Origin of the sequence: Desulforamulus aquiferis, from assembly GCF_030577015.1 — a bacterium.
GTDB classification, from domain to species: Bacteria; Bacillota; Desulfotomaculia; order Desulfotomaculales; family Desulfotomaculaceae; genus Desulfotomaculum; species Desulfotomaculum aquiferis.
In genome coordinates, this window is sequence record NZ_JARPTC010000001.1 from 1 (window position 1) to 21,222 (window position 21,222).

Sequence of the window (21,222 nt, forward strand, 5' to 3'; positions counted from 1 at the left end):
TTCCCAGACGCCTTTTTGATTTGGCCTTAGCCTAATCAATAATATTTTGAATATACCTAGGGATTACAAAAGCAGCCTTATGCACTTCAGGGGTATAAAACAGTGTGTTTAAACTGGAGAATCTATCGTTAATAATATTTTCTAGGCCATATTCTTTAGAGCCGATGGTAAAGCTCCAATAACCTGCAAAGTATGTGGGATCACAGGTTAGATAAGGTCTGGTTCGGGGAAATACTTCCTGGAGGTTTTTTAGTGCCTGTCTAAAGTGAGGGCTGAAAATTGGTGAGCCGGTTTGGGAGACTAATATCCCATCAGCTTTTAAGGCGTCAAAAACATCTTGGTAAAATTCCTTTGAAAAGAGTTCAAGGGAGGGACCGCTAGGGTCGGTACAGTCAATGATAACAATATCGTAATGGTTTGACAATTTTTTTATATATTGCAAACCATCCTGGATAAGTATATTTACTTTTTTTGATGATAGAACGGAGCTAAGATCTGGCATCCACTCTTGGCATACCCGTATTACCCGTTCATCAATTTCAATAAGGTCAATCTGTTCTACGGTAGGGTGCTTTATTACTTCCCTGGCAACACCTCCGTCTCCCCCTCCTATAATCAATACCTTTTTAGGAGCTGGGTGAATCATTAGTGGAACATGAGCAATCATTTCGTGGTAAATAAATTCAAAACGGGTAGATGTTTGAACCACATTATCCAAAAGTAATGCACGTCCTAAATCCGGAGACTCAATGACTGCAATTTCCTGGAGAGCAGAAGTTTCACTATGCAGCAGCTTAGTTACCCGCCAGGAAACCTTATAGCTATTAGTGTGATTTTCGGTGAACCAGAAATCTAACATACGATGATACCTCCTTGATTTTGTTTTTCTTTGTCACCTCTTTTTAAAGCAATAAATTAATTATACCATGTTTTGGTAGGTTTGGACGTAAAAAAGACCTCCTGTTTTGGAGGTCGGGACTAAGGAGGGTAGTTGCTTACACATTTTCATTTTATCCTAGGGATATCACAATACCCTTACACTTATATTAAGAAAACATTAAATTGAATTGTAGTATTAACCTTTACAGTTATAATTGGTGCATAAGTTATTTGTGGTGGTGATCTCAATGTCCTTAAGAAACGAAGTTGCTCTGCTGCTGAAGGAAAACAAGTTTGAGGAATTAGCCCATAGAGCAGTTAGTAATCAGGGAGTAATCAAATATGTCCTAAGCTTTTTATACCATCCTTATGGAAAGGAACGTTGGCATGCCATTGAAGGCTTAGGACTTATAAGCAAGGCCTTGTATATCAATAATCCTGAGGCAGTTAGGGAACTGATCAGGAGATTATTATGGTCTATGAACGACGAATCAGGGAGTGCCGGCTGGAGTGCCCCGGAAGCAATAGGAGAAATCATTTATCACCATCCCAAGGCATTTGGGGAATTTGTGCCTGTTGTTGTTAACGCTTCAGGGGAGGATATTTTTCACAGGGGGATTCTTTGGACATTAGGTAGGATAGGGCAAGCGGACCCACTGCTGGTCATAGGATATATTCCTCTACTTACGAATTTTCTAGCTAATCCTAGGCCGGAAGTAAGGGGTTATGCCGCTTGGGCCTTGGGGGAGATAGGAGTCAAGGCAGCTTTGCCTACGGTGCAAGGTTTAATTGATGATAAAGAAAAGCTGGAAGTATATCAAAATAGGGAACTGTTTATCAAATCAGTGGATGAGTTGGCCAAGGAGGCCATAGCAAAAATAAAAAGTAAATGTTAAAAGGTACGGATAAAAAATCTGGTTTAGCAAAGACCAGATTTTTTTCTGCAAAAAATATGAAAATAATTCAAAAAGGTGAAATGTTTTCCTGATATAATCGTCTAAGTTAAGAAGATTATTTTTAAGTGGAGGTAAAAAAATGGAGTTAGAATCCCAGCGTCCAGTGGGCAAATTTACAAAGCTTAAGTTTAAAGTCAAAGGCTGGCCCAGATGGGTTAAAATCTTACTAATAATAGCAATATTGATAACCCTTGCAAGCCTGTTAGTGCCCAAAAAGGACACAGCCTTAGGGGCAATAAAAACAATTCAAGTAGAAAAACAAGATATTGAGCAGAGTATTATCACTAATGGCAGGTTAGAGTCTACCGAAAAGCAGGAATTTTTTACACCGGTGGACAGCACCCTGATGGAACTGTCTGTTAAGGTTGGTGACAGGGTTGAAAAGGGTCAAGTACTTGGAAGATTAGACACCAATGAGCTGGGACGACAGTATCAACAAGCTGTTGCTAAATTAGCAGCATTGGAGGCTAGCTTGGCCAGGGCCCAAGCAGTTGACGATGAGTTGGCCTTAAAACAGGCAGAGGCTTCTTATGATAAAGCCAAGAATAACTTAGAACGTATTAATTATCTTTTCCAGGGAGAAGCAATTCCCATTGAACAGGTGGAGGCTGCCAAAGTGGAATATGCCAGGGCAGAGGTTGATTATCAGCAAGCCCTGATTAAATATAATCTGGGTTCTGCGGTCAGGGAGACAGCTTCCCTAAAGGCACAGGTGGACTTAGGTCTTCAAGAGGTAGCCCAGGCAAAAGAGAGGTTAGATTTAGCAACTTTTGTTGCCGAAAGAAATGGTGTTGTTTTATTTGTGGGGGCAGAAAAGGGCAATAGGGTTATGGAAGGTAGCCGCTTAATTGTGGTGGGCAGTGATTCAGAACTGGAGGTAACTGCCTATGTTAATGAAATTGATGCGGGTGATCTTAAGGTAGGCCAATCAGTTGAGGTTATCTGCGCTTCCATACCTGGAAAAATTTATGGTGGTAAGGTTACCCGTGTTTCATCAGCAGCAATAGCCCAGCAGAGCAGTCAAGGTGATATTGTTAATGTACCTGTAACAATACAATTGGATGGTGATATCACAGGTCTAAAGCCCGGCTACACAGTAAATTTAACCATTACAACCATGGAAAAAAATGAGATGCTAGCTATTCCCTTTGAGGCAATAGTTGAGATGAGCGGCAAAAAAATAGTGTATGTAGTAGAAAACGGAGTGGCTAGGGAACGTACGGTACAAACTGAAAAGGGAAATGAGCTATATGATAAAGTTATATCTGGGTTGATACCTGGTGAGGTTATTATACTTAATCCCCCTAAGACCATGAAGGATGGTCAGAATGTATCTGCTGGTGATCAAAAATGATAAAAGTTGTTGATTTGGGCAAAACATACATAAATGGTTCATTAGGTGTAGAGGCCCTTAAAGGGGTAACCTTACATGTGGAACAGGGACAGTTTGTAGCAGTCATGGGACCGTCCGGTTCTGGTAAATCTACTTTTATGAATTTGCTGGGCTTATTAGATAGGGCTACCTGTGGTGCCTACCAACTGGCAGGTCAAGAAGTCTCAACACTGGATGACAATCAGCTAGCTATAGTACGTAACCTAAGGATTGGTTTTGTTTTTCAAACCTTTAATCTACTACCTAGGCTTTCGGCCCTAAAGAATGTTGAGCTGCCTATGCTTTATGCGGGGATAAAGCCCTCAGAGAGGCGTCAGAGGGCTGCAAAGGCCCTGGAGAGGGTCGGTTTAGGTAATCGTCTTGAGCACAGACCAAATGAATTATCAGGTGGACAAAACCAAAGGGTTGCCATTGCCCGGGCCTTGGTGAATAAACCGGCCGTATTATTGGCGGACGAGCCAACCGGGGCATTGGATACACGCTCCGGTGAAGAGATAATGGCAATTTTTCAAGAACTCCACCGGGAGGGGGCTACCATAGTACTGGTTACCCATGAACCTGATATTGCCCGGCATGCCGAGCGGCAAATTTTTTTTAGAGACGGGCAGCTGGTACGTGACGAAGCAACTGTTAATCCTATAGATGCTCGGGATATATTAAACTCCCTTACTGAAGGGAGGGTAACCCATGAATTTTAGTGAGTATTTACTGATAGCCGTTGAGGGAATCCGCAATAATAAGCTCAGGTCCTTCCTGACTACCCTTGGTATTGTCATTGGGATTGCGGCGGTAATTGCCGTGGTTGCCATCGGTCAGGCCGGTAGAGCCATGATCATGAAAGAAATGGAGAATTACGGCACCAATTTATTTGAAGTTTATGTAAACTACCGGGAAGGAGAATATTCAACAGGCAGGGACTTTGACATGGTTGATGTCTCGGTAATAAAGAACCTGGTTCCCGAGGTTAAATATCTTGCTCCTGTTCGCTACCACCAGGCAAAAATGAGAGGCCCCCTTGGGGAAAAGGGGGTACAAATAATTGGAACGACAGCAGACTACCTAAATATCAGGAATCTGGAGATGCAATGGGGAAAGTTTTTTAATGATGAGGATGAGACAGTGGCCAGGCGCGTTGTGGTTTTGGATGCGGATTTAGCCAATGAAATATTTGGTCCGGAGAATCCGGTGGGACAAAGGGTCATTTTTAACGACACCTCTGTGGTTGTTGTGGGTGTATTGAAAAAAGGAGACTCAGTATTAGGCTTCGACAGTTCCAAAAGAGCCTATGTTCCCATTTCGGTGCTACATAATGCAACCCGCTGGACAGTTATAAATCAATTGGTTGGCAGTGCTTCCGAGAGAGATATGGTTTACCAGGCAATGGATAGAACAAAACTAATCTTAGAACGAAGGCACAACGCTCCACCGAACAGGTATGCAGTATTTAGCATGGAGCAGGAAATGCAGTCTGCCAGCAAGATTACCGGTATTATGACTCTTGTTATAGGTTCTATAGCAGCCATCTCCCTGCTTGTAGGTGGTATCGGAGTTATGAATATTATGTTGGTGTCAGTTACTGAAAGGACCAGGGAAATTGGTATTCGAATGGCCCTTGGAGCAAAAAGGCGAGATATTTTGGTGCAATTTTTAATAGAAGCAATAGTTTTATGTATCTTAGGAGGGATTATTGGCATTATTATTGGCTGCGGTGGGGCAATGTTGGTGGCCAAAGTATTCAATTGGCCGTCCCTGATATCCTGGTGGATTGTGCTGGCGGCCTTTACGTTTTCTGCAGGAGTAGGAATGTTTTTTGGTATCTATCCCGCAAATCAAGCTTCAAAACTGGATCCCATTGTGGCATTAAGGAGGGATTAGCAGGAGCGGGTGTCTGCAACTAAAATCTATAGTTAAGAGGAAATATATACCCCGGTGCAGAACAATAACTAATGACATTGACAGGGGGTCATTAATCGTGGGCAATATAGGGCAACCGGGGATAAATCCTTATATAGTGGTGCTTATTGGGGTGCTGGCTGCAGGCTTTTCCAGTATTTTCACTAAACTAGCTGAAGCTCCTCCTTTGGTAATTGCCTTCTATAGGTTAGGGTTTACTATACTTATTTTAGCTGTTCCCACCTATTTTACTGGTAGAACGGAATTAAGAAAAATATCCAGGAGGGATTTTTGCCTGGCAGCTTTAGCGGGAGCCTTGCTGGCACTCCACTTTGCAGTGTGGATTACTTCACTTAATTATACTTCTATTGCCAGTTCAACGGTGCTTGTCACAATGCACCCTCTGTTTGTAATTATTGGAGGATATATATTTTACCGGGAAGGTGTTGGGAAAAGGGGTTTGCTAGGGGCTGCTCTGGCCCTGGGGGGCAGTATTATTATCGGTATAAATGATTTTACCGTAGGTGGGTCGGCCCTATGGGGAGACTTACTAGCATTATCAGGGGCGTTCTTTGTTGCTGGGTACGTTTTGATAGGCAGGGAGCTCCGGGCGGGTATGTCGCTCCTACCCTATACATTTTTGGTTTATGGTACGGCTACCGTTGTATTGCTGCTACTTAACTTGGTCTTTAGCTCGGCTTTTTACCCATATCCATCCATGACCTGGGTATGGTTTATCTGTCTGGCAATAGTTCCTACAATATTTGGTCACTCACTTTTTAACTGGGCCTTAAAATATGTAAAGGCAGCGGTTGTATCGGTTAGTATACTTGGGGAGCCAATAGGAGCAACAATTTTAGCTTTGGTTATATTTGGTGAAGTGCCCTCAATGATTCAAATTTTCGGAGGTAGTGTGATAATTGTAGGGCTATATGTTTTTATTACTTCCCAGAAGACACTGGAACCACAAGGCTTAAGCAATGAACAAAAGCAAGGGGGTGCATCAGTATGAGAATACAAGTGATAGAAACTTCAGAGGGTTATTGTGCCGCCCTGTGGCAATCGGAAAAATTGGCAGGGCTAACCTTGCCCCATGGGGAGAAAGGGGAGGCCATAGCTACTTTAGGCCGCTATGTTGGAGAGGAACTCCGCAGCCTGCCCATTGGTATGAATCTGGGTCTATATCAGCAGCAATTGGCCTCGGATATGGTAGATTATTTTAATGGGGTATCGGTGGCCTTTAACGTACAGTTATGTTGGGACAGGTTAACAGATTTTCAGAGAAGTGTTCTTGAAGTGGTTTCCCGAATACCCTATGGATCATTTTTGTCCTATGGAAATATTGCAAAGGAAATTGGCAAACCTAAAGGGGCCAGGGCAGTGGGCGGGGCGGTTGGTTCTAACCCTTGGTTGCTGGTAGTTCCCTGTCACAGGGTGTTAGCCTCAAACGGAGGCTTAGGTGGCTTTAGCAGCGGACTTTCTTGGAAGAGACGGTTGCTGAAAATCGAAAGCATAAAGTATAGTGGATAGTAACCCGGGATATCTTGGGTTATTTTTTTTATAGACATTTTAGCTATTAGACATAATATAACATTATAAATGGTAATAAATGTTAATTAACCTGCATAAAATTCAACAAGGATTATTATGTGGGGTGGTATTTATGGGAAAAAGACTTGTGGTTTCGTTAATGCTAGTATTATTACTAATCTTTGCTTCATCGCCTGTTTACGCCTCGGGGATTGATCTTGATGGTCAAATAGTGATGGAGGGTGAGGGTATTGTTAGTATTGAAGGTAAGCTAATTGTGCCAATCAGGCCCTTGCTTAGGGAGATGGGCTATCAGGTAACCTTTAATGAAGATCAGGGATTGATATCGGCAACAAGGGAGAAGTCTAAAATTGAAATATATCTATGGCAGCCTAAATTAGTACATAATGGTATTGAGATCAAACAAGATGCCGCACCTCAGTTAATAGGCGCTAATACTATGCTGGCTGCAACAGACTTGGCAAGGCTAGTAGGTTTAGAATTATCCATGGACATTAATAATGAGTGGGTATCCTTTTATACCCATCCGGAAATGACTAATGAAGGTGTAATAAGACATCTATTAGCGGCAGACAGGCAAATGATGAGGGCTGAGTACTATAATAATCAAGAATTTATTAAACAGTGCAGGGTAAAAGCATCCCCTAAGCTAATTGATAAAGAAGACCTGGAGGAACTCCTAAGGGATTATTGGAGCCAAAAATATATTGATAATACCTGGCAGGGCGGTTCTGAAAGGGGTAAATATGTAGGCTTCTTTAGTGAAGGAATGACACCGCTGCAATATTGCAAGGAGTTTATAGTAACTCAGCTAAGTGAATTAGATGCAGTTGTCCAGTGCAAATTACCTTTATGGGGAGAAGAGGGTTTGGATAACTTTGAATACAGAATCTATCATTTAAGAAAAGATGCCAGTGGTAAATTATTGGTGGAGGATATTTACTATGATAGCTGTCCACTGCGGGGATAGGAGTCGTGAGGGATTATTAAAACCCGAATATAGCTTAAGTGGGCCCCGAAGGGCCCACTTAGCCTTTAATACGGTTTTCTTGGTTGCTGTTGGCAAACCGAAAAAGCCCTGTTTACCTGTCTTCCAATGGGGGCTCCCATAATAACTGCGATACCAAAACCAAAGGCTAAGGCTGTGGGAAAAACCCACCAGGGGTGGCAAAGGCCCTTTGAGTCCATGATCATATTAATCCCTCCCAAGACTATTTTGTCTTGTAGGGGGCAATTTTAATCCTTCCAATGACTGCGTTTCGACCACTTTGATAATATAACTAAGCTAAGTATTATAATAATGATCAATACTAATTTACCCATTTGATCACCCGCATATAGTATTTTTTTTAGTTGTTCTGTAATAAATAGAAAACTCCTCTAAGCAACAGAAATATCAACAAGATATTTTTAGGTAAACAGGAAACAATTCACTGAAAAAATTAATTGAAACTTAATATAGAAATGGTATAATCAACTGCGGGAGAGGAGGATAGAAATGCGAAAAATAAAGAGAAACATTGAGAAGAAAACTATCCATCAGGTAAAAGAAGAAAAGTTTGCCGAAGCCAACAATGGTTTTAAAAAGATTTTAGCAGGCATTTGCGGGGGATTATTAATAATAACCCTGATTATTTTTGCCAATCAAGTATAATGGACAAACCCGGTTAATGCCCGGGTTTAATAAATTTAAGGATTATTATTATGGCAGGCGGCAATAGTATTTTGCTTGCCTTTTTTATTTCTGCAGAAAAAACCGCCCAGGAGGCAAGGGCGGATACATAGGAGGAGGTAGGTTATTTAAATCATCCTTAATATTTAATAATGTGCAACAATACAAGTTTTTAGAACAAGAAAAATTGACCAGAAAACTGACTATATGAAAAAGAACCAATACCATTGGTATTGGTTCTATAAAGTGGCGGAGCTGACGGGAGTCGAACCCGCGTTCTCCTGCGTGACAGGCAGGCATGTTAGGCCACTACACCACAGCTCCATAGTTTGGTGGGCGATGACGGGATCGAACCGCCGACATCCTGCTTGTAAGGCAGGCGCTCTCCCAGCTGAGCTAATCGCCCTTAGTGACTGACAAGACATATAATAACAAAATATCTTGTCTTAGTCAACATTAAAATTTTATTAAAATATAATTATTTATTTAGCTCTATGCGAAAAAAAATTTCTCCGCAGGCACAGCCGTAAGTTACTCTATCGTTTATATTTTCTTCTATGCTTAATATTCTTACAGGACTGTCGTATTTAAATATGTAGGTACCACAACCCGGACAAAAATTGCTTTCTGCTTTTTGCAGACCATAGATATATGCTAATTTTGATTTTTGATTTAGGCGTATAGAGAAATTGTCAAATAGAAATCTTTTAATTCCATATTTACTTAGAAATATTGTCATTAACTCCAGCATAGAGTCCCTTGACGCACCCGTTTGATTTTTTAGAAAGTATTTAATTGCTAAGAAAACAGCTATTCTATCCTGGTAAATAGGAAAATCAAATAGGATTTTGTTCACTCAAATCCCCCAAGTAATATCTTCTCTTGAGAGTATAAACAAAATGTTAGTTCCTCTAGACATCAAAAAGAATAGATAACAGATTCAGCTATAACCTGTGGCAAAATATTTCATTGACTTAGGATGTAATTTTTGTTAACATAACCTTTGCAACGGGCGATTAGCTCAGCTGGGAGAGCGCCTGCCTTACAAGCAGGATGTCGGCGGTTCGATCCCGTCATCGCCCACCATAATATTGCTGCTATAGCTCAGTAGGTAGAGCGTATCCTTGGTAAGGATAAGGTCACCGGTTCAATCCCGGTTAGCAGCTCCAATTTAAGTTCTGCTTACCAGCGGAACTTTTATTTTTTATAATGTTATTACACAACCTAGAAAATCAGCAGAACAGCAAATATTGCAGCCAAACTTTAGCTTGTGGTAAAATAGTCCTGCATGTATAGATTAAGCCGACGTAGCTCAGTGGTAGAGCAGCTGATTCGTAATCAGCAGGCCGTGGGTTCAAGTCCCATCGTCGGCTCCAAGAAATGGAGAGCTGCATAAATTGCAGTTCTTTTAATTTTGCATAATATACATTTATGATTGAATGATTAATTTAATAAAATAAAAGGGTACTGCAGGAGTTATTCCCCAATTGACGAATGTTTGATTAGGTTTCTTGCTGAGGTGAAGGGTATGAATAGAGAAGAATTAGATAGGGCCATAGAGGATACGAAGCTAGAAATATACCGATTAAAATATCAATTAGGGGAAACGGTGGCTATTAAAAAGGAACGTGAAATTCATAAGAGGCTTAGAGAACTTCAAATTTTACATTATTGGCAATTGGAAATATTGAAGAGACTAGACAAAGAATAGCTATAATATAATTACTTAGTGGACTACACTTGTGCATCGTGGGAGGTGGATGACTTTGAAAATTGGTATAGACCTGGACGGAACCATAGCTGATAATTTAAACCTTTTAGTGGACACCCTAAACACCCATAGTGGTAAAAAATTACTTGGGGATGAGATTTACCAATATAACCTGTGTAAGGTCTACTCTATCACAGAAGATGATTTTATCAATTTGATGGAGCAAAGGGAAGAAGAGATTATTAGCACCAGTCCGGTTATTCCCTATGCCAGAAGGAATATTAAACAGTTAGTTAATGATGGCTGGGAAGTTCATATAATAACTGCCAGGAACCCTCGTTATGCGGAAATCACTGAAAAATGGCTACACCAGCAGGGTATTCCCTACAGGGGACTCCATTTATTAAATTCCCATGATAAGCTTGATGTTTGTAAAGAACTCAAGGTTAGGCTAATGATTGAAGATAACATTCATAACGGTTACCAGTTGGCAACTGGAGGCATTGACGTTATATTATATGATGCCCCCCACAATCGCTTCTGGCCATGGAAAGGAACCAGGTGCAGAACTTGGAATCAAGTATATAATTCAATTTCTAATCAAAGGTAATCAGGACATCCTAGTTGGGATGCCCATTTTTTTTCCAAAATTTTTAACAGGAATAATAAAGTTTGTAACGAATTAACTAAATTAATCGTCAAAATAGGTAAGAATTTCTACTGGCTATCCAGATTTTATAGAATAAATGATTATGGAGGTAATGACATTGAGACTCAAGTTGCTTACTTTTTTGATAGCTTTACTGGTTCCTTTATCCTCTGCCTGGGGGGCCGGCTTTAAAGATACCGCGGGGCAGTGGTGGGAGCAGTCAATTGCCGAATGTAATGCTGCAAGCATCATGGTGGGGCGATCTGATGACTTGTTTGTTCCCAAGGAATCGGTTACAAGAATGGAAGCAATTATTTTACTAAACAGGGCCCTGGGCTTTAGAAACGAAGCAGATGGTTATGCCATGTCACCAGGTGGATATAACTTTCCCGCTGATTTTCCAGAATGGGGTAAAAGAAATGTAGCCTTTGCCGCAGACAAGGGATATATCTCTAAGTCGGGGATTCCAACTATGCAGCCCAAGCATCCGGCCAGCCGGGCTGAAATTGCCGTGCTTTTTGCCAATGCATTAAACCTTAGTGCAGATGGCTATCAGCTGAACTTTGCTGATAATGCAGCAATTGCCAGCAGTCTGCAGCCCTTTGTGGCTGCTGCCGTGAAGCATGGGGTAATGGTTGGGAAAACAGATAATAAGTTTGAGCCAAATGCTAACGTAACCAGGGGTGAAATGGCTGTAATTATTGCTAGACTATTTGAGAACGGCAAAATAAATCCTCAGGCCAGTAATTACTATGTGGCCAAGGTAAGCTCTGTAGATTCAACAAATAAAAAGATTACAGTCACAAAGGGAGGACAAACCTTAACCCTTTCCCTGGCCAGTGATGCCGAACTATTCAGGGGTGGGAGCAAGGGTACAATTGGTGCCTTTAAAGCTAATGACAATGTTAAGGTGGTTTTAGATTCGACAGGCAAAGTTACATATTTGGCTGATACCTCAGCTAGTACTTCGACAGTTGATCCCCCTGTAACTAGCATTCCTACTCAGAACACCCTTACAGGCACTATACAAGGTCTGCAAGTAAATAATCCTTTAACAATTACTTTTCAACCCGACAATGGTTCCATTACATCTTATCCTTTATTAAGTACGGTGATAATAAGTCAAAATGGTTATCTCAAGGACTTAACATCATTAACCAGTGGAACAAGGGCGGAGGTTAAGTTTTCGGGAGGGAGTATTTCAGAGATAAAGCTACTTTTGTCTGGTAAAGAGTCAAAAGGCTACATTATAAACTCCTTTTTAGATTACTTTACCGTTAGATATGATGATGGTACAAGTGAACAAATTGATAGGACATCAGTTAGCTCCGGGTATACTAATTTTGCCAGGGGTCAGAGGGTAGCCCTTGAAAAGGTCGGCGGCCTCGTAACAAATATTGTGCCATTAAGTGAAACACCTAAGGTCTTTGGCCACGTGGTGAGTGTGGGTTCCTCTGGGATTACCATCGAAGATGCTGACGGCTATGATCGGACCTATCCTTTTACCAGTAATTACAAAATCAAAGACAAAGATGGTTATACTATCAGCAGAAGTGATATAGAACAAGGTGATACTGTAGAAATAGAAATCACGGATCAACAACAGGCAAGCAATATTAAATTACTAGATAATAGTTCTTCTGTGTCTGACTTAGAAGGGGAGGTTACCTACATAAAGACCTCTGGCACCTACCGCATCACTATTAAAAAGTCAGACGGATCGGAAAAGACCTATGATGTTAATGATAATGTAGAGGTTTATAGATACAATAACAGTAGTAAACGTAGCTTTGATTATATTAATGAACACGATTATGTTAAGTTAACAACAAATTCCCGGGATTATGTAACAAAAATTGATGTTTTGGATACCGAAGTAGTCGAAGGTGAAATAACCCATATTGATACCTACGACCAAACCATAGAAATTAAAAATAGCAGTGACAGAAAGAGAACCTATGATGTAGTTAGCAATGTGACTGTTTGGGAGGATGGTAGAAGTCGAACCTTTAGAAGCCTCCGCAGCGGAGACAATGTTCGAGTTATTCTTAATAAGAATTATGAAGTAATTACAATAAATTTAGGTACTAGCTCATCTGTCTCCAACGGTTCTTATAGTGGAATCATAGCCGAGCTGGATATTAATGAAGATAAGATAAAGATCGAGAGAAATGGTAATACTACGCTCTATACCTTGGATGATGATGTAACGGTAGTAAATGATAACGGTAACTATCTGGATAAAATCATAATTGGCTCTGAGGCTGAGGTTAGAGTGGAAAGCAGTAAAGTTACTAGAATCAAGGTAACTAATTATGAAAGAATTAAGCTGACCGGCAATCTTGAAAAAATATCGGCGGGGCGGGCGTATATTTACCAAGACAATGGTACGAGAAATGGAGTAACACATATGTTCCTCATAGCAGAACGTGCCACCCTAAAGGATCGCAACGATAGGTCCATTGAATTTTCGGATTTGGGTTCGTATAAAGGAAAGGATATAGAATTTGAACTTAGATATGACGAGGTTGAATATTTAAAAATTAAGTAATTCTAGGGTGGATGTAATATCCACCCTATTTTTTATTTAAATACAAAAATGGCCGGAGTTATCCGACCATTACAGACGTGTTGTTTTAACCTATCTTTTGTATCCCCCCAGGTTTAAAAGGGTATTATAATAATCCAGGTCGGTACCGTTTAATTCCTCTGAATTATTGTTATTCAAGGAAGAGGACATGGGGGTATTGAAATTTACCATATCTTTCTTAATTAATAATCGAATATATTGGCTGCGGTTGGTTTCTTCGTAGGAACTCCGATTAATTTGGATAATTTTTTTGTCGAGATAATCGACCAGATCTTCAGGAATACTAATTGTGATGGTTTTGTGTCTTCGCATGATGTTGCCTCCTTTACTGTTTTTCCTTGGTATAGTATATAATATGTTAATTTAACATAAGTAAATAACCAAATTTGGTAAAATAATTCTTTTAAAAAATTACCACTCATACCAACGACAGTTAAGCAAATAATAACGATAAGTAATTTTAAAAAGGAGGCGGCAACTAGTGTATAGCCCAAAGGAATTAGGCCTCAGAGTAAAGAGAGCCCGGGAACATAGGGCCAAAAGAAGTGGACAGGAATTTACCCAGAAAATGCTGGCATTTAAAATAGGAGAAACTTCAAAATGGGTACAAAAAGTTGAGAAAGGATTAATGTACCCGGAGTGGGAACCACTTAACTTAATAGCCGATACCTGTGGTGTTTCAATTGATTTTATCACGGGGGAGAGTTTTGAAAGTGAAATTGACTATGAAGAGTCAGTTAGGGGCGGGGTTGAAGCTAGAAAAATTAGTACTGAAGATTTGTACGTTTAGCATGAAAAGGTCAAAAATGTTAGGAGAAAGGTGAGACATGGTAAGTCTCATCTTTTTCTTTCTCATAAAAATAAAACCGAATGCAATAGCATTCGGTATAACTACCTAGTTAAGTTTATCTGTTACGAATATTTTGAAAGCATTCGCGACAATAAACTGGTTTTGTACCGCTTGGTTGAAATGGTACCTGAGTGGTTACACCACAGTCGTCACACACAGCCTCATATAATTGCCGCTGGGCCGGACGGTAACCTTCATTGCCTTGGGTGCGTTGCTTGCGCGCCGCTCTACAGGAAGGGCAGCGTGAAGGATCATTTTGAAAACCCTTTTCAGCAAAAAATTCTTGTTCGCGGGCAGAGAATAAAAACTCTGCTCCACAATCCCGGCAAACTAGAGTTCTGTCAGAAAATACCAAACCTATCTCCCCCGAATAATGAAACTCCCTAAATTTCTTCTGTGCTAACAAATGTTAATTACCAATGCCACAGTCAGCATTATGAAAAATTAGAGGCAATTTCAGTATAACACCAGGATTAGGAAAAAATCAACCTTAGGCTTCGGCAACCTCTGTTATCAACCGGTCAAAAATCGTGCTAACGGGCAGGATATCCTTTATACGGTGAACGTTCTGTCCACAGAAAACCAGACCGTCTTCAATATTCCCATCTCGGCTGTTCATCAGAGCATCCATAATACAAAAAGACTGAGAACAATGTTTTAAACATACCTGACAGTTTTCCGGTTCAGGGGCATTACCGCTATGAATACGTGAAACTAGACTGTTCTTTAGAGCTCGGCCAGGGAGCCCAACTGGACTAAGTATAGTTACGACATCATCGGCTGTGGCATTCATATAATGCTTTTTAAAGGCATCTGATACTGTACATTCCACACTCATCACAAAACGGGTAGCTAATTGGACGCCGTCAGCACCAAGCCGGAGCATTTCTGCAATTCCCTTTCCATCAGTAATACCTCCGGCAGCAATGACAGGTATCTTTACAGCCTTCCTTATTTCGGGCAGGATATCTTTAATTGAAAGGTCGGTGCCAAGGTGACCTCCGGCCTCAGTTCCCTCGGCCACAACTGCAGAGGCACCAAGCTTTTCAGCCATTTTAGCAACCTTTGCTGAAGATACTATAGAAACTATTGGTGTATCGGATTCCTTGCCCCAGGAGAAAATATCCCGGGAGAACCCGGCCCCAGTAAAGATTATATCAATCTTTTCTTCTATTGCAGTACGCACAATTTTGGCAAACTCTCTGGCTGCGTACATAATATTTATTCCTATGATTCCGTTAGGTGAGATGGCTCTGGCTTGACGTATTTCGTCACGTAATTCCTCTGGCTCCATCCCGGTGGCACCGATGACTCCTATTCCACCTGCATTACCAACTGCACCCGCTAGGGGGGCGGTGGAAACTCTTACAGCCATGCCTCCTTGAATTATGGGATACTTGGGGATAAACCGTCCAATTTTCAGGGTAGGAAAATTCACTTATACTAACTCCTTCCGTTAATACCTAATACTACCTTTATTATTAAATCAAAAAACGACGATATTTGCAAATCAAACTTGTTCCAACATTTACATTGCCAAAGATTACATAAAATAAACATGAAATGTTTGGCGTTTATATTTAATGCTAAAAACAAATCATGTATATTTCTAAACTACTATTAACAATTTTTGATAATATAATTGAAGTTATTCCCGGGGTATTTTGTTAATTTATAAACAATTAAGAGTTGACCACAAATGGAGCAGAAGTTATTCTGTAACCGGGGGTTTTTGATTATTTCTAATCATTTTAATGCTTTCAGGAGGTTTTTAGCTAGAATTATGCAGCAAATAATTGAAAATAAAGAAAGTCTGGCAGTGGCTACCGTTATTGAAGCTGATCAAACCAATATACAATTTATTGGAAAGAGGCTGCTGATTACAGAGTCCCAGCTTGCAGGTGAATTGTTAGAGTCGCCACTGGCCTCTGCTATTCAACGGCACAAGCAAAGCATGCTAAACCAGAAGGGTGCCCAGGTGGTAGAAATTAAAACAAATACAGGTTTAGTAAATATACTATGTGAATGTTACCACCCTGTGGCCAAGCTTCTAGTATTGGGCGGGGGACATATTGCCCAACCCTTAGTGAATATTGCCTCACTTTTACAGTATGAAATTACTGTGGTGGATGACAGGCCGGCATTTGCCAATAAGCAGAGGTTTGCAGCTGCCCGGCTGGTGATCTGTGATAGCTTCCAATCGGCCCTGCGGCAGCATAAAATTGACAAGGGTACCAGTGTTGTTATTGTTACCAGGGGTCATAAGCATGATCTGGAATGCTTAGAAGCTGTCTTGCAATTTGAGCCAGCCTATATCGGTATGATAGGAAGTAAAAGGCGAGTTAAAATGGTAAAAGAGCATCTGATTGGTAAGGGATATTCCCCAGAAGTTGTGAACCAGGTGCACATGCCCATAGGTATTGCTATTGGTGCAGAAACCCCTGAAGAAATAGCCGTAAGTATTGCGGCACAACTGGTGGCAGCAAAAAATGGAGTAATAGGTGGGAAAATTGCACTAACCTCTAGCAGACAGCAATGGGAAATGCTAGAACAAATATTAAAGGCAAAAGAACAACTGCTACCAGTGGTATTAGCCACTATTGTTCGTACTAAGGGCTCAACACCAAGGAAGACAGGTGCAAAAATGCTGGTATTGCCCGATGGTACATGTATAGGTACCATTGGTGGTGGTTGTGGAGAAGCTGAGGTGCGTAGAGAAGCCCTGATGTTGTTTGATTCCCATGGTGCAAAACTACATAGGGTGATGATGGATGCTGCTACCGCCGCCGATGAAGGTATGGTGTGCGGTGGGCAGATGGATGTCTTTATTGAAAGGTTGGTCTAAATGGACAACATTGTATTGATCAGAGGGGCTGGGGATTTAGCCAGCGGAGTGGCATACCGACTTTTAAAATGTGGGATGCAGGTGGTCATGACTGAAATTGCTAGGCCTATGATGGTGCGTCGAAGTGTTTCCTTTGCTGAAGCAGTCTATGAAGGCAAACATAGTGTGGAAGGGGTGACGGCCCGGCTAGTCAAGGACCATCAGGAGGCCATAAAGGTGATTAATAAAGGGGATATACCGATATTGATCGATCCTGCCGCCGAAGAAGCCTTAAAATTAAAACCGACTGTGTTGGTGGATGCAATTATAGCCAAGCGCAATACCGGCACCACTATAACTGATGCTCCAATAGTAATAGGTCTGGGACCGGGATTCACCGCAGGGGTAGACGTTCATGCAGTCGTAGAAACAAACCGGGGTCATTACCTAGGACGTTTGATTTTAAAGGGTACAGCCCAGCCAGATACCGGGCTGCCAGGTGCAGTTAACGGATATACTAAGGAGCGACTGGTGAGATCTCCTGCCAACGGAACCTTTAATGCTTGTGTAGAAATCAATTGTACTGTAAAAGCTGGTGATATTCTGGGATATGTGGGTTCCTATCCCATAAAGGCTGAAATTGGCGGTATTTTAAGGGGCTTAATCAAGGACGGTATTAAAGTGTATAAGGGATTAAAAATTGGTGATATTGATCCCCGCTGCGAGGAGAGGCACTGTTATACAGTTTCTGATAAAGCCTTGGCCATTGCTGGCGGAGTATTAGAAGGAATATTATACTTTAAAAATAAACAATAGGTCCCCTGACGTATCAAGGGACCTATTGTTTATTGCTCTTTTGTTGGAGCAATTCGCCTTACAAGCTCAGTTATCTCTGTTTCAAAACTAGAAAGGGGTCTACCTTGGCCAATTCCATTGAAAATATTTCTTATCCTGACCACAGTATCAGGGTCTGTAGAAACCCGCACGTCTGTAATTTGTCCATCTGCTGCTTGTACCCTTTGACCTGCCTCAGACTTGATGCGGTTTGTTTCAGCATCGGTTACATCCCGGTTAATGCTTAGTCCTACCAAGGCCATATTGCCTGAAACAACCACATAGGCTTCCTTTACCCCCTCGACCCTGGCGGCTTCTGCTGCTAAGGTTTGGGCCTGCTGATTTTCCTGGGCAGCTGGATTTCTATTGGCATCTGGTTCCGGCTTACGGGCGGCAGTGCAGCCAACAATTAAAGTCACCAAAAAAACGAATAGAAATATAGCCATTAGTTTTCGACTGATAATCAATTCTCTCACCTCCCTCCAGAGGTTAGTATTCCTGAGGGAAGAACAGGTTATTACAATAATATAAATAGAAAAAGCTCAAGCTATCCTTATTCATGGGGATAGCTTGAGAATTGTTAAATGTAATATTAGTAAATTTTCTTCTGGCGGCAGTATTCCTCCACATACATTAAAGTCTCGCCAAAGCGTTGATAATGCACTACTTCCCGTTCCCTGAGGAATCGGAGTACATCCTTAACACAGGGATCATCAGTTAAGTTTAGAAGGTTCTCATATACAGCCCGGGCTTTTTGCTCAGCGGCCATATTCTCATGAAGATCTGCAACAGGATCATCTGTGGCTGAAACATAGGCAGCAATCCAGGGAACTCCAGCACCATTTTCCCAATAAAGGGCTCTGCCGTGGTCAGCATAGTGGGCGCCTAAATCGGCAGCCTTAATAGCCTCAATAGAGGCACCTTCGATAAGCTTATACACCAAGGTTGCCACAATCTCCATATGAGCTAACTCCTCGGTACCGATATCTGTCAGTACCCCTTTTGCTCTGCCGGTAGGCATGGTATAACGCATATTTAAATAACGAAGGGAAGCCGATAATTCACCCTCTGGACCACCGTATTGAGTTATAATGTATTTTGCCAAGCGAGGGTCAGGCCCCGAAACCCTTACGGGTATTTGTAGTTTTTTCTCATAAACCCACATAATCACAAATCCTTTCTAATATTTTATCTCCCAAGGCCAGGGTGAATCGACCCATTTCCAATAGTCATGCATGTTAGGGGAGAACCCGAAATTTAGGAGTGGACCATAGGCTTGTTCGTAGGTTCGCACACATTGCATTAATTCCGATTGTAGTTTATTATACATGGCCAATGCCTGTTGATCCTGTGGTTGGACATCTAAGAACAGGTTAAGCTCCAAGGTGGCAAATTCAAGCTCTTGAATTTGCCTGAGCAATTGTACCTGATGACGGGGATTCATTAAACTTCACCTCCAACATTTAGTAAGGATAGGGCCGATATAATTCGGGGAACAAGGTGCCAAGATCTAAGGCCCGGGTTAGATCAAAGACAGGACCAAACCTTTGGAAGGGGATATACACACGGGCTAACTCCAATCCCTGGATGGGCATTCCAGGCAAGTATCCGGTTGATGGTCCATGAATAGGTTGATAAGATGGGGGAGTTATGCCGGGACCCGGTAACATACCGGTTTGGGCCACATCCTGGGAATCAGCTGGCACTGATTGAGCCTGGGGCTGGTTAGTAACATTTTCATCTCTAAACAAAGCACATACCTCCAAACTTTGTTTTTTCCTTTATTTACCACATTATGAGTAAGCGGTCTATTTTGTTACAAAGAATTCTAAATGCAAGGGTATAAAAACAATATGTCGGAATTAATTGTGATTTGTTGGTAAAAGGGGTAAACTAACTTATCCATTTTGAAGGTAATTCAGGTATTGAGGAAAAATAATGAATTGGAACAGGTAACAAGGAGGATTGAGGGATGAATAATTATCAACAGCCCAATTGGCAGGAAGAAATGAGAATTAGGGTAGACATAAATAATATGATGGAAGAGTTTATTGGCCCAGAGGAAGGATTTTCAAGAAGACAAATTGCCAGTTTAGATAGCCAGATACGTTTGGCCCACCATAATATGCGAGAAAAACGTAAAAAAGGCGGTATGGACTGGAGGGAGTTGCCTTTTAACCAGGATGATCTAATTGAAGCAATTAATAAAACTGCAGAAGATATCCGTGGACGTTACGAAGCTTTTGTAGTGTTAGGAATAGGCGGATCGGCGTTAGGGCCTTTAGCTGTGCAGACTGCCCTAAATCATTTGCACTATAATGAACTGCAGGCAGAAAAGAGGGTCGGACCAAGGTTTTACGTGGTTGACAATGTTGATCCTGAAAGGATGCAAGCTCTTTTTGACATTATTGACTTGCAAAAAACCGTTTTTAATGTCATAAGCAAATCTGGCAGTACCTCTGAGACCATGTCTCAATTTATGATTGTGAGCAAAATGCTTAAGGAAAAGTTGGGCAGTGATTATGCAAAAAATATAATAGCCACCACAGATCAGGCAAAGGGCAATTTAATAAGGCTGGCTAAGGAGGAGGGTTATACAACCTTTATCATTCCTGAAGGAGTTGGAGGTCGTTTTTCTGAGCTATCTCCTGTTGGATTGCTGCCGGCAGCAGTATGTGGTATTGATATAAAAGAGCTATTAGCCGGGGCAGCCTTTATGGATAAAATTTGTGATCAAGAGGAAGTTTTTCAAAACCCGGCCTATATTCTTGCTGTATTACAATACTTAGCAATGAAAAATGGTAAAAATATATCAGTCATGATGCCATATGCAGATTCCCTTAAGTTTTTTGCTGATTGGTACGCACAACTATGGGCAGAAAGCCTGGGTAAAAGAATGGATCTCAGCAATAATGAAGTATATACCGGCCAAACGCCAGTTAAAGCCTTGGGAACAACTGATCAGCATTCCCAGGTGCAGTTGTATACTGAAGGTCCCTTTGATAAGGTAGTTACATTCTTAGGAGTTGGTAAGTACCGCATCAGCATGGAAATTCCAAAAATATTTTTGGATATCCCTGCAGTTGCCTTTCTGGGTGGGCATACTATGGAGGAACTAATCACCGCAGAACAGCTGGCAACAGAATATGCTCTTATGAAAGCACAACGTCTAAACTGTACCATTACATTGCCTGAGGTAAATGCCTTTACCATTGGTCAGTTGATCCAATTACTAGAGATTAAAACTGCCTTTGCTGGGGAACTGCTAAATATCAATGCCTTTGATCAACCAGGGGTGGAGGAAGGGAAAAATGCCACCTATGCGCTCCTGGGCAGACCTGGATATGAGGATAAGAAAGAGGAATTAGATAGCCGCCCAGCTAAGCGGAAGGAATACATACTATAATTTGGAGGGCGAAA

General features: G+C 41.3%; 25 protein-coding genes and 5 tRNA genes. 18 read left to right on the plus strand and 12 right to left on the minus strand.

Annotated features, from left to right (window positions below):
• Positions 1 to 31 precede the first annotated feature (31 nt).
• The gene (speE, locus tag P6N53_RS00005) at positions 32 to 859 is read right to left on the minus strand and encodes a polyamine aminopropyltransferase (RefSeq protein ID WP_304540156.1); all 828 of its coding nucleotides are present in this window, start codon (positions 857 to 859) and stop codon (positions 32 to 34) included.
• 268 nt (positions 860 to 1,127) lie between these two features.
• Between speE and P6N53_RS00010 the strand changes: the two genes are divergently transcribed.
• The 7 genes from P6N53_RS00010 to P6N53_RS00040 all read left to right on the plus strand — a co-directional run bounded on the left by P6N53_RS00010 (position 1,128) and on the right by P6N53_RS00040 (position 7,642).
• Entirely contained in the window at positions 1,128 to 1,775 is a 648-nt protein-coding gene (locus P6N53_RS00010; protein ID WP_304540157.1) for a DVU0298 family protein, read from the plus strand.
• Positions 1,776 to 1,914: 139 nt separating this feature from the next.
• A complete protein-coding gene (locus P6N53_RS00015) occupies positions 1,915 to 3,189 on the plus strand; it encodes an efflux RND transporter periplasmic adaptor subunit (protein WP_304540159.1) in 1,275 nt (424 codons plus the stop codon).
• On the plus strand, positions 3,186 to 3,926 hold the full coding sequence (locus P6N53_RS00020) for an ABC transporter ATP-binding protein (protein WP_304540161.1): 741 nt from the start codon (positions 3,186 to 3,188) through the stop codon (positions 3,924 to 3,926). Before P6N53_RS00015 ends, P6N53_RS00020 begins: the two co-directional genes overlap by 4 nt.
• Positions 3,916 to 5,103, plus strand: a complete 1,188-nt coding sequence (locus P6N53_RS00025) for an ABC transporter permease (protein ID WP_304540162.1) — start codon at positions 3,916 to 3,918, stop codon at positions 5,101 to 5,103. The genes P6N53_RS00020 and P6N53_RS00025 overlap by 11 nt, the downstream gene beginning before the upstream one ends.
• Positions 5,104 to 5,200: 97 nt before the next feature.
• The gene (locus P6N53_RS00030; protein WP_304540163.1) at positions 5,201 to 6,133 is read left to right on the plus strand and encodes a DMT family transporter; all 933 of its coding nucleotides are present in this window, start codon (positions 5,201 to 5,203) and stop codon (positions 6,131 to 6,133) included.
• Entirely contained in the window at positions 6,130 to 6,651 is a 522-nt protein-coding gene (locus tag P6N53_RS00035; protein WP_304540165.1) for a methylated-DNA--[protein]-cysteine S-methyltransferase, read from the plus strand. The genes P6N53_RS00030 and P6N53_RS00035 overlap by 4 nt, the downstream gene beginning before the upstream one ends.
• A gap of 133 nt (positions 6,652 to 6,784) precedes the next feature.
• Entirely contained in the window at positions 6,785 to 7,642 is an 858-nt protein-coding gene (locus tag P6N53_RS00040; protein WP_304540167.1) for a stalk domain-containing protein, read from the plus strand.
• A gap of 65 nt (positions 7,643 to 7,707) precedes the next feature.
• Here the strand turns inward: P6N53_RS00040 and P6N53_RS00045 are convergent, their stop codons facing one another.
• Positions 7,708 to 7,866 carry a hypothetical protein gene (locus tag P6N53_RS00045; protein WP_304540168.1) on the minus strand — a complete coding sequence of 53 codons (159 nt, stop codon included), beginning with the start codon at positions 7,864 to 7,866 and terminating at the stop codon, positions 7,708 to 7,710.
• Positions 7,867 to 8,170: 304 nt separating this feature from the next.
• On the opposite strand from P6N53_RS00045, the gene P6N53_RS00050 reads away from it, so the two are divergent.
• Positions 8,171 to 8,326: a hypothetical protein gene (locus P6N53_RS00050; RefSeq protein ID WP_304540169.1), complete on the plus strand. Its 156-nt coding sequence runs from the start codon at positions 8,171 to 8,173 to the stop codon at positions 8,324 to 8,326.
• A gap of 265 nt (positions 8,327 to 8,591) precedes the next feature.
• On the opposite strand, the gene P6N53_RS00055 is transcribed toward P6N53_RS00050, so the two are convergent.
• The 3 genes from P6N53_RS00055 to P6N53_RS00065 form a co-directional block, all read right to left on the minus strand.
• Positions 8,592 to 8,668, minus strand: a tRNA-Asp gene (locus P6N53_RS00055).
• Between the two features lie 6 nt (positions 8,669 to 8,674).
• Positions 8,675 to 8,750: transfer RNA gene (locus P6N53_RS00060), tRNA-Val, on the minus strand.
• 72 nt (positions 8,751 to 8,822) lie between these two features.
• Positions 8,823 to 9,200: a hypothetical protein gene (locus tag P6N53_RS00065; RefSeq protein ID WP_304540171.1), complete on the minus strand. Its 378-nt coding sequence runs from the start codon at positions 9,198 to 9,200 to the stop codon at positions 8,823 to 8,825.
• Positions 9,201 to 9,354: 154 nt separating this feature from the next.
• Here P6N53_RS00065 and P6N53_RS00070 point away from each other — a divergent pair.
• From P6N53_RS00070 to P6N53_RS00095, 6 genes are all read left to right on the plus strand, one after another.
• A tRNA-Val gene (locus P6N53_RS00070) sits at positions 9,355 to 9,430 on the plus strand.
• A gap of 7 nt (positions 9,431 to 9,437) precedes the next feature.
• Positions 9,438 to 9,513, plus strand: a tRNA-Thr gene (locus P6N53_RS00075).
• Between the two features lie 132 nt (positions 9,514 to 9,645).
• A tRNA-Thr gene (locus P6N53_RS00080) sits at positions 9,646 to 9,720 on the plus strand.
• A 152-nt stretch (positions 9,721 to 9,872) separates the two neighbouring features.
• The gene (locus P6N53_RS00085; protein WP_304540173.1) at positions 9,873 to 10,055 is read left to right on the plus strand and encodes a hypothetical protein; all 183 of its coding nucleotides are present in this window, start codon (positions 9,873 to 9,875) and stop codon (positions 10,053 to 10,055) included.
• Positions 10,056 to 10,110: 55 nt separating this feature from the next.
• Positions 10,111 to 10,665 (plus strand): 5' nucleotidase, NT5C type, encoded by a 555-nt coding sequence (locus P6N53_RS00090; protein ID WP_304540175.1) that lies wholly within the window; start codon positions 10,111 to 10,113, stop codon positions 10,663 to 10,665.
• A 157-nt stretch (positions 10,666 to 10,822) separates the two neighbouring features.
• Positions 10,823 to 13,255, plus strand: a complete 2,433-nt coding sequence (locus P6N53_RS00095) for an S-layer homology domain-containing protein (RefSeq protein WP_373322956.1) — start codon at positions 10,823 to 10,825, stop codon at positions 13,253 to 13,255.
• A 90-nt stretch (positions 13,256 to 13,345) separates the two neighbouring features.
• On the opposite strand, the gene P6N53_RS00100 is transcribed toward P6N53_RS00095, so the two are convergent.
• On the minus strand, positions 13,346 to 13,606 hold the full coding sequence (locus P6N53_RS00100; protein ID WP_304540179.1) for a ribbon-helix-helix domain-containing protein: 261 nt from the start codon (positions 13,604 to 13,606) through the stop codon (positions 13,346 to 13,348).
• A gap of 169 nt (positions 13,607 to 13,775) precedes the next feature.
• Here P6N53_RS00100 and P6N53_RS00105 point away from each other — a divergent pair, with 169 nt between their 5' ends.
• Positions 13,776 to 14,084, plus strand: coding sequence for a helix-turn-helix domain-containing protein (locus P6N53_RS00105; protein WP_304540181.1), 309 nt, complete (start codon positions 13,776 to 13,778; stop codon positions 14,082 to 14,084).
• Between the two features lie 115 nt (positions 14,085 to 14,199).
• Here P6N53_RS00105 and P6N53_RS00110 read toward each other — a convergent pair whose 3' ends face one another.
• The gene (locus tag P6N53_RS00110; RefSeq protein WP_304540182.1) at positions 14,200 to 14,499 is read right to left on the minus strand and encodes a zinc-ribbon domain containing protein; all 300 of its coding nucleotides are present in this window, start codon (positions 14,497 to 14,499) and stop codon (positions 14,200 to 14,202) included.
• A gap of 135 nt (positions 14,500 to 14,634) precedes the next feature.
• Complete coding sequence (locus P6N53_RS00115) at positions 14,635 to 15,582, minus strand: NAD(P)H-dependent flavin oxidoreductase (protein WP_304540184.1); 948 nt, start codon at positions 15,580 to 15,582, stop codon at positions 14,635 to 14,637.
• A 261-nt stretch (positions 15,583 to 15,843) separates the two neighbouring features.
• On the opposite strand from P6N53_RS00115, the gene P6N53_RS00120 reads away from it, so the two are divergent.
• Entirely contained in the window at positions 15,844 to 16,989 is a 1,146-nt protein-coding gene (locus P6N53_RS00120; protein ID WP_304540185.1) for an XdhC family protein, read from the plus strand.
• A complete protein-coding gene (yqeB, locus tag P6N53_RS00125; RefSeq protein ID WP_304540186.1) occupies positions 16,990 to 17,784 on the plus strand; it encodes a selenium-dependent molybdenum cofactor biosynthesis protein YqeB in 795 nt (264 codons plus the stop codon).
• Positions 17,785 to 17,813: 29 nt separating this feature from the next.
• Here yqeB and P6N53_RS00130 read toward each other — a convergent pair whose 3' ends face one another.
• The 4 genes from P6N53_RS00130 to P6N53_RS00145 all read right to left on the minus strand — a co-directional run bounded on the left by P6N53_RS00130 (position 17,814) and on the right by P6N53_RS00145 (position 19,553).
• Complete coding sequence (locus P6N53_RS00130; RefSeq protein ID WP_373322957.1) at positions 17,814 to 18,278, minus strand: YhcN/YlaJ family sporulation lipoprotein; 465 nt, start codon at positions 18,276 to 18,278, stop codon at positions 17,814 to 17,816.
• A gap of 116 nt (positions 18,279 to 18,394) precedes the next feature.
• Complete coding sequence (locus tag P6N53_RS00135) at positions 18,395 to 18,967, minus strand: manganese catalase family protein (RefSeq protein WP_304540190.1); 573 nt, start codon at positions 18,965 to 18,967, stop codon at positions 18,395 to 18,397.
• Between the two features lie 15 nt (positions 18,968 to 18,982).
• Positions 18,983 to 19,246, minus strand: a complete 264-nt coding sequence (locus tag P6N53_RS00140; protein WP_304540192.1) for a spore coat protein CotJB — start codon at positions 19,244 to 19,246, stop codon at positions 18,983 to 18,985.
• Between the two features lie 19 nt (positions 19,247 to 19,265).
• A complete protein-coding gene (locus P6N53_RS00145; RefSeq protein WP_304540193.1) occupies positions 19,266 to 19,553 on the minus strand; it encodes a spore coat associated protein CotJA in 288 nt (95 codons plus the stop codon).
• Between the two features lie 221 nt (positions 19,554 to 19,774).
• Here P6N53_RS00145 and P6N53_RS00150 point away from each other — a divergent pair, with 221 nt between their 5' ends.
• Entirely contained in the window at positions 19,775 to 21,208 is a 1,434-nt protein-coding gene (locus tag P6N53_RS00150) for a glucose-6-phosphate isomerase (protein WP_304540194.1), read from the plus strand.
• Positions 21,209 to 21,222: the final 14 nt, after the last annotated feature.

Bases quoted from the DNA above. Each gene is read 5' to 3' on its own strand.
- P6N53_RS00135 (WP_304540190.1), bottom strand. From the start codon at position 18,967: ATGTGGGTTTATGAGAAAAAACTACAAATACCCGTAAGGGTTTCGGGG.
- P6N53_RS00045 (WP_304540168.1), bottom strand. From the start codon at position 7,866: ATGATCATGGACTCAAAGGGCCTTTGCCACCCCTGGTGGGTTTTTCCC.
- P6N53_RS00050 (WP_304540169.1), top strand. From the start codon at position 8,171: ATGCGAAAAATAAAGAGAAACATTGAGAAGAAAACTATCCATCAGGTA.
- P6N53_RS00010 (WP_304540157.1), top strand. From the start codon at position 1,128: ATGTCCTTAAGAAACGAAGTTGCTCTGCTGCTGAAGGAAAACAAGTTT.
- speE (WP_304540156.1), bottom strand. From the start codon at position 859: ATGTTAGATTTCTGGTTCACCGAAAATCACACTAATAGCTATAAGGTT.
- P6N53_RS00015 (WP_304540159.1), top strand. From the start codon at position 1,915: ATGGAGTTAGAATCCCAGCGTCCAGTGGGCAAATTTACAAAGCTTAAG.
- P6N53_RS00120 (WP_304540185.1), top strand. From the start codon at position 15,844: ATGGAGCAGAAGTTATTCTGTAACCGGGGGTTTTTGATTATTTCTAAT.
- P6N53_RS00040 (WP_304540167.1), top strand. From the start codon at position 6,785: ATGGGAAAAAGACTTGTGGTTTCGTTAATGCTAGTATTATTACTAATC.
- P6N53_RS00035 (WP_304540165.1), top strand. From the start codon at position 6,130: ATGAGAATACAAGTGATAGAAACTTCAGAGGGTTATTGTGCCGCCCTG.
- P6N53_RS00025 (WP_304540162.1), top strand. From the start codon at position 3,916: ATGAATTTTAGTGAGTATTTACTGATAGCCGTTGAGGGAATCCGCAAT.
- P6N53_RS00150 (WP_304540194.1), top strand. From the start codon at position 19,775: ATGAATAATTATCAACAGCCCAATTGGCAGGAAGAAATGAGAATTAGG.
- P6N53_RS00085 (WP_304540173.1), top strand. From the start codon at position 9,873: ATGAATAGAGAAGAATTAGATAGGGCCATAGAGGATACGAAGCTAGAA.
- P6N53_RS00140 (WP_304540192.1), bottom strand. From the start codon at position 19,246: ATGAATCCCCGTCATCAGGTACAATTGCTCAGGCAAATTCAAGAGCTT.
- P6N53_RS00020 (WP_304540161.1), top strand. From the start codon at position 3,186: ATGATAAAAGTTGTTGATTTGGGCAAAACATACATAAATGGTTCATTA.
- P6N53_RS00100 (WP_304540179.1), bottom strand. From the start codon at position 13,606: ATGCGAAGACACAAAACCATCACAATTAGTATTCCTGAAGATCTGGTC.
- yqeB (WP_304540186.1), top strand. From the start codon at position 16,990: ATGGACAACATTGTATTGATCAGAGGGGCTGGGGATTTAGCCAGCGGA.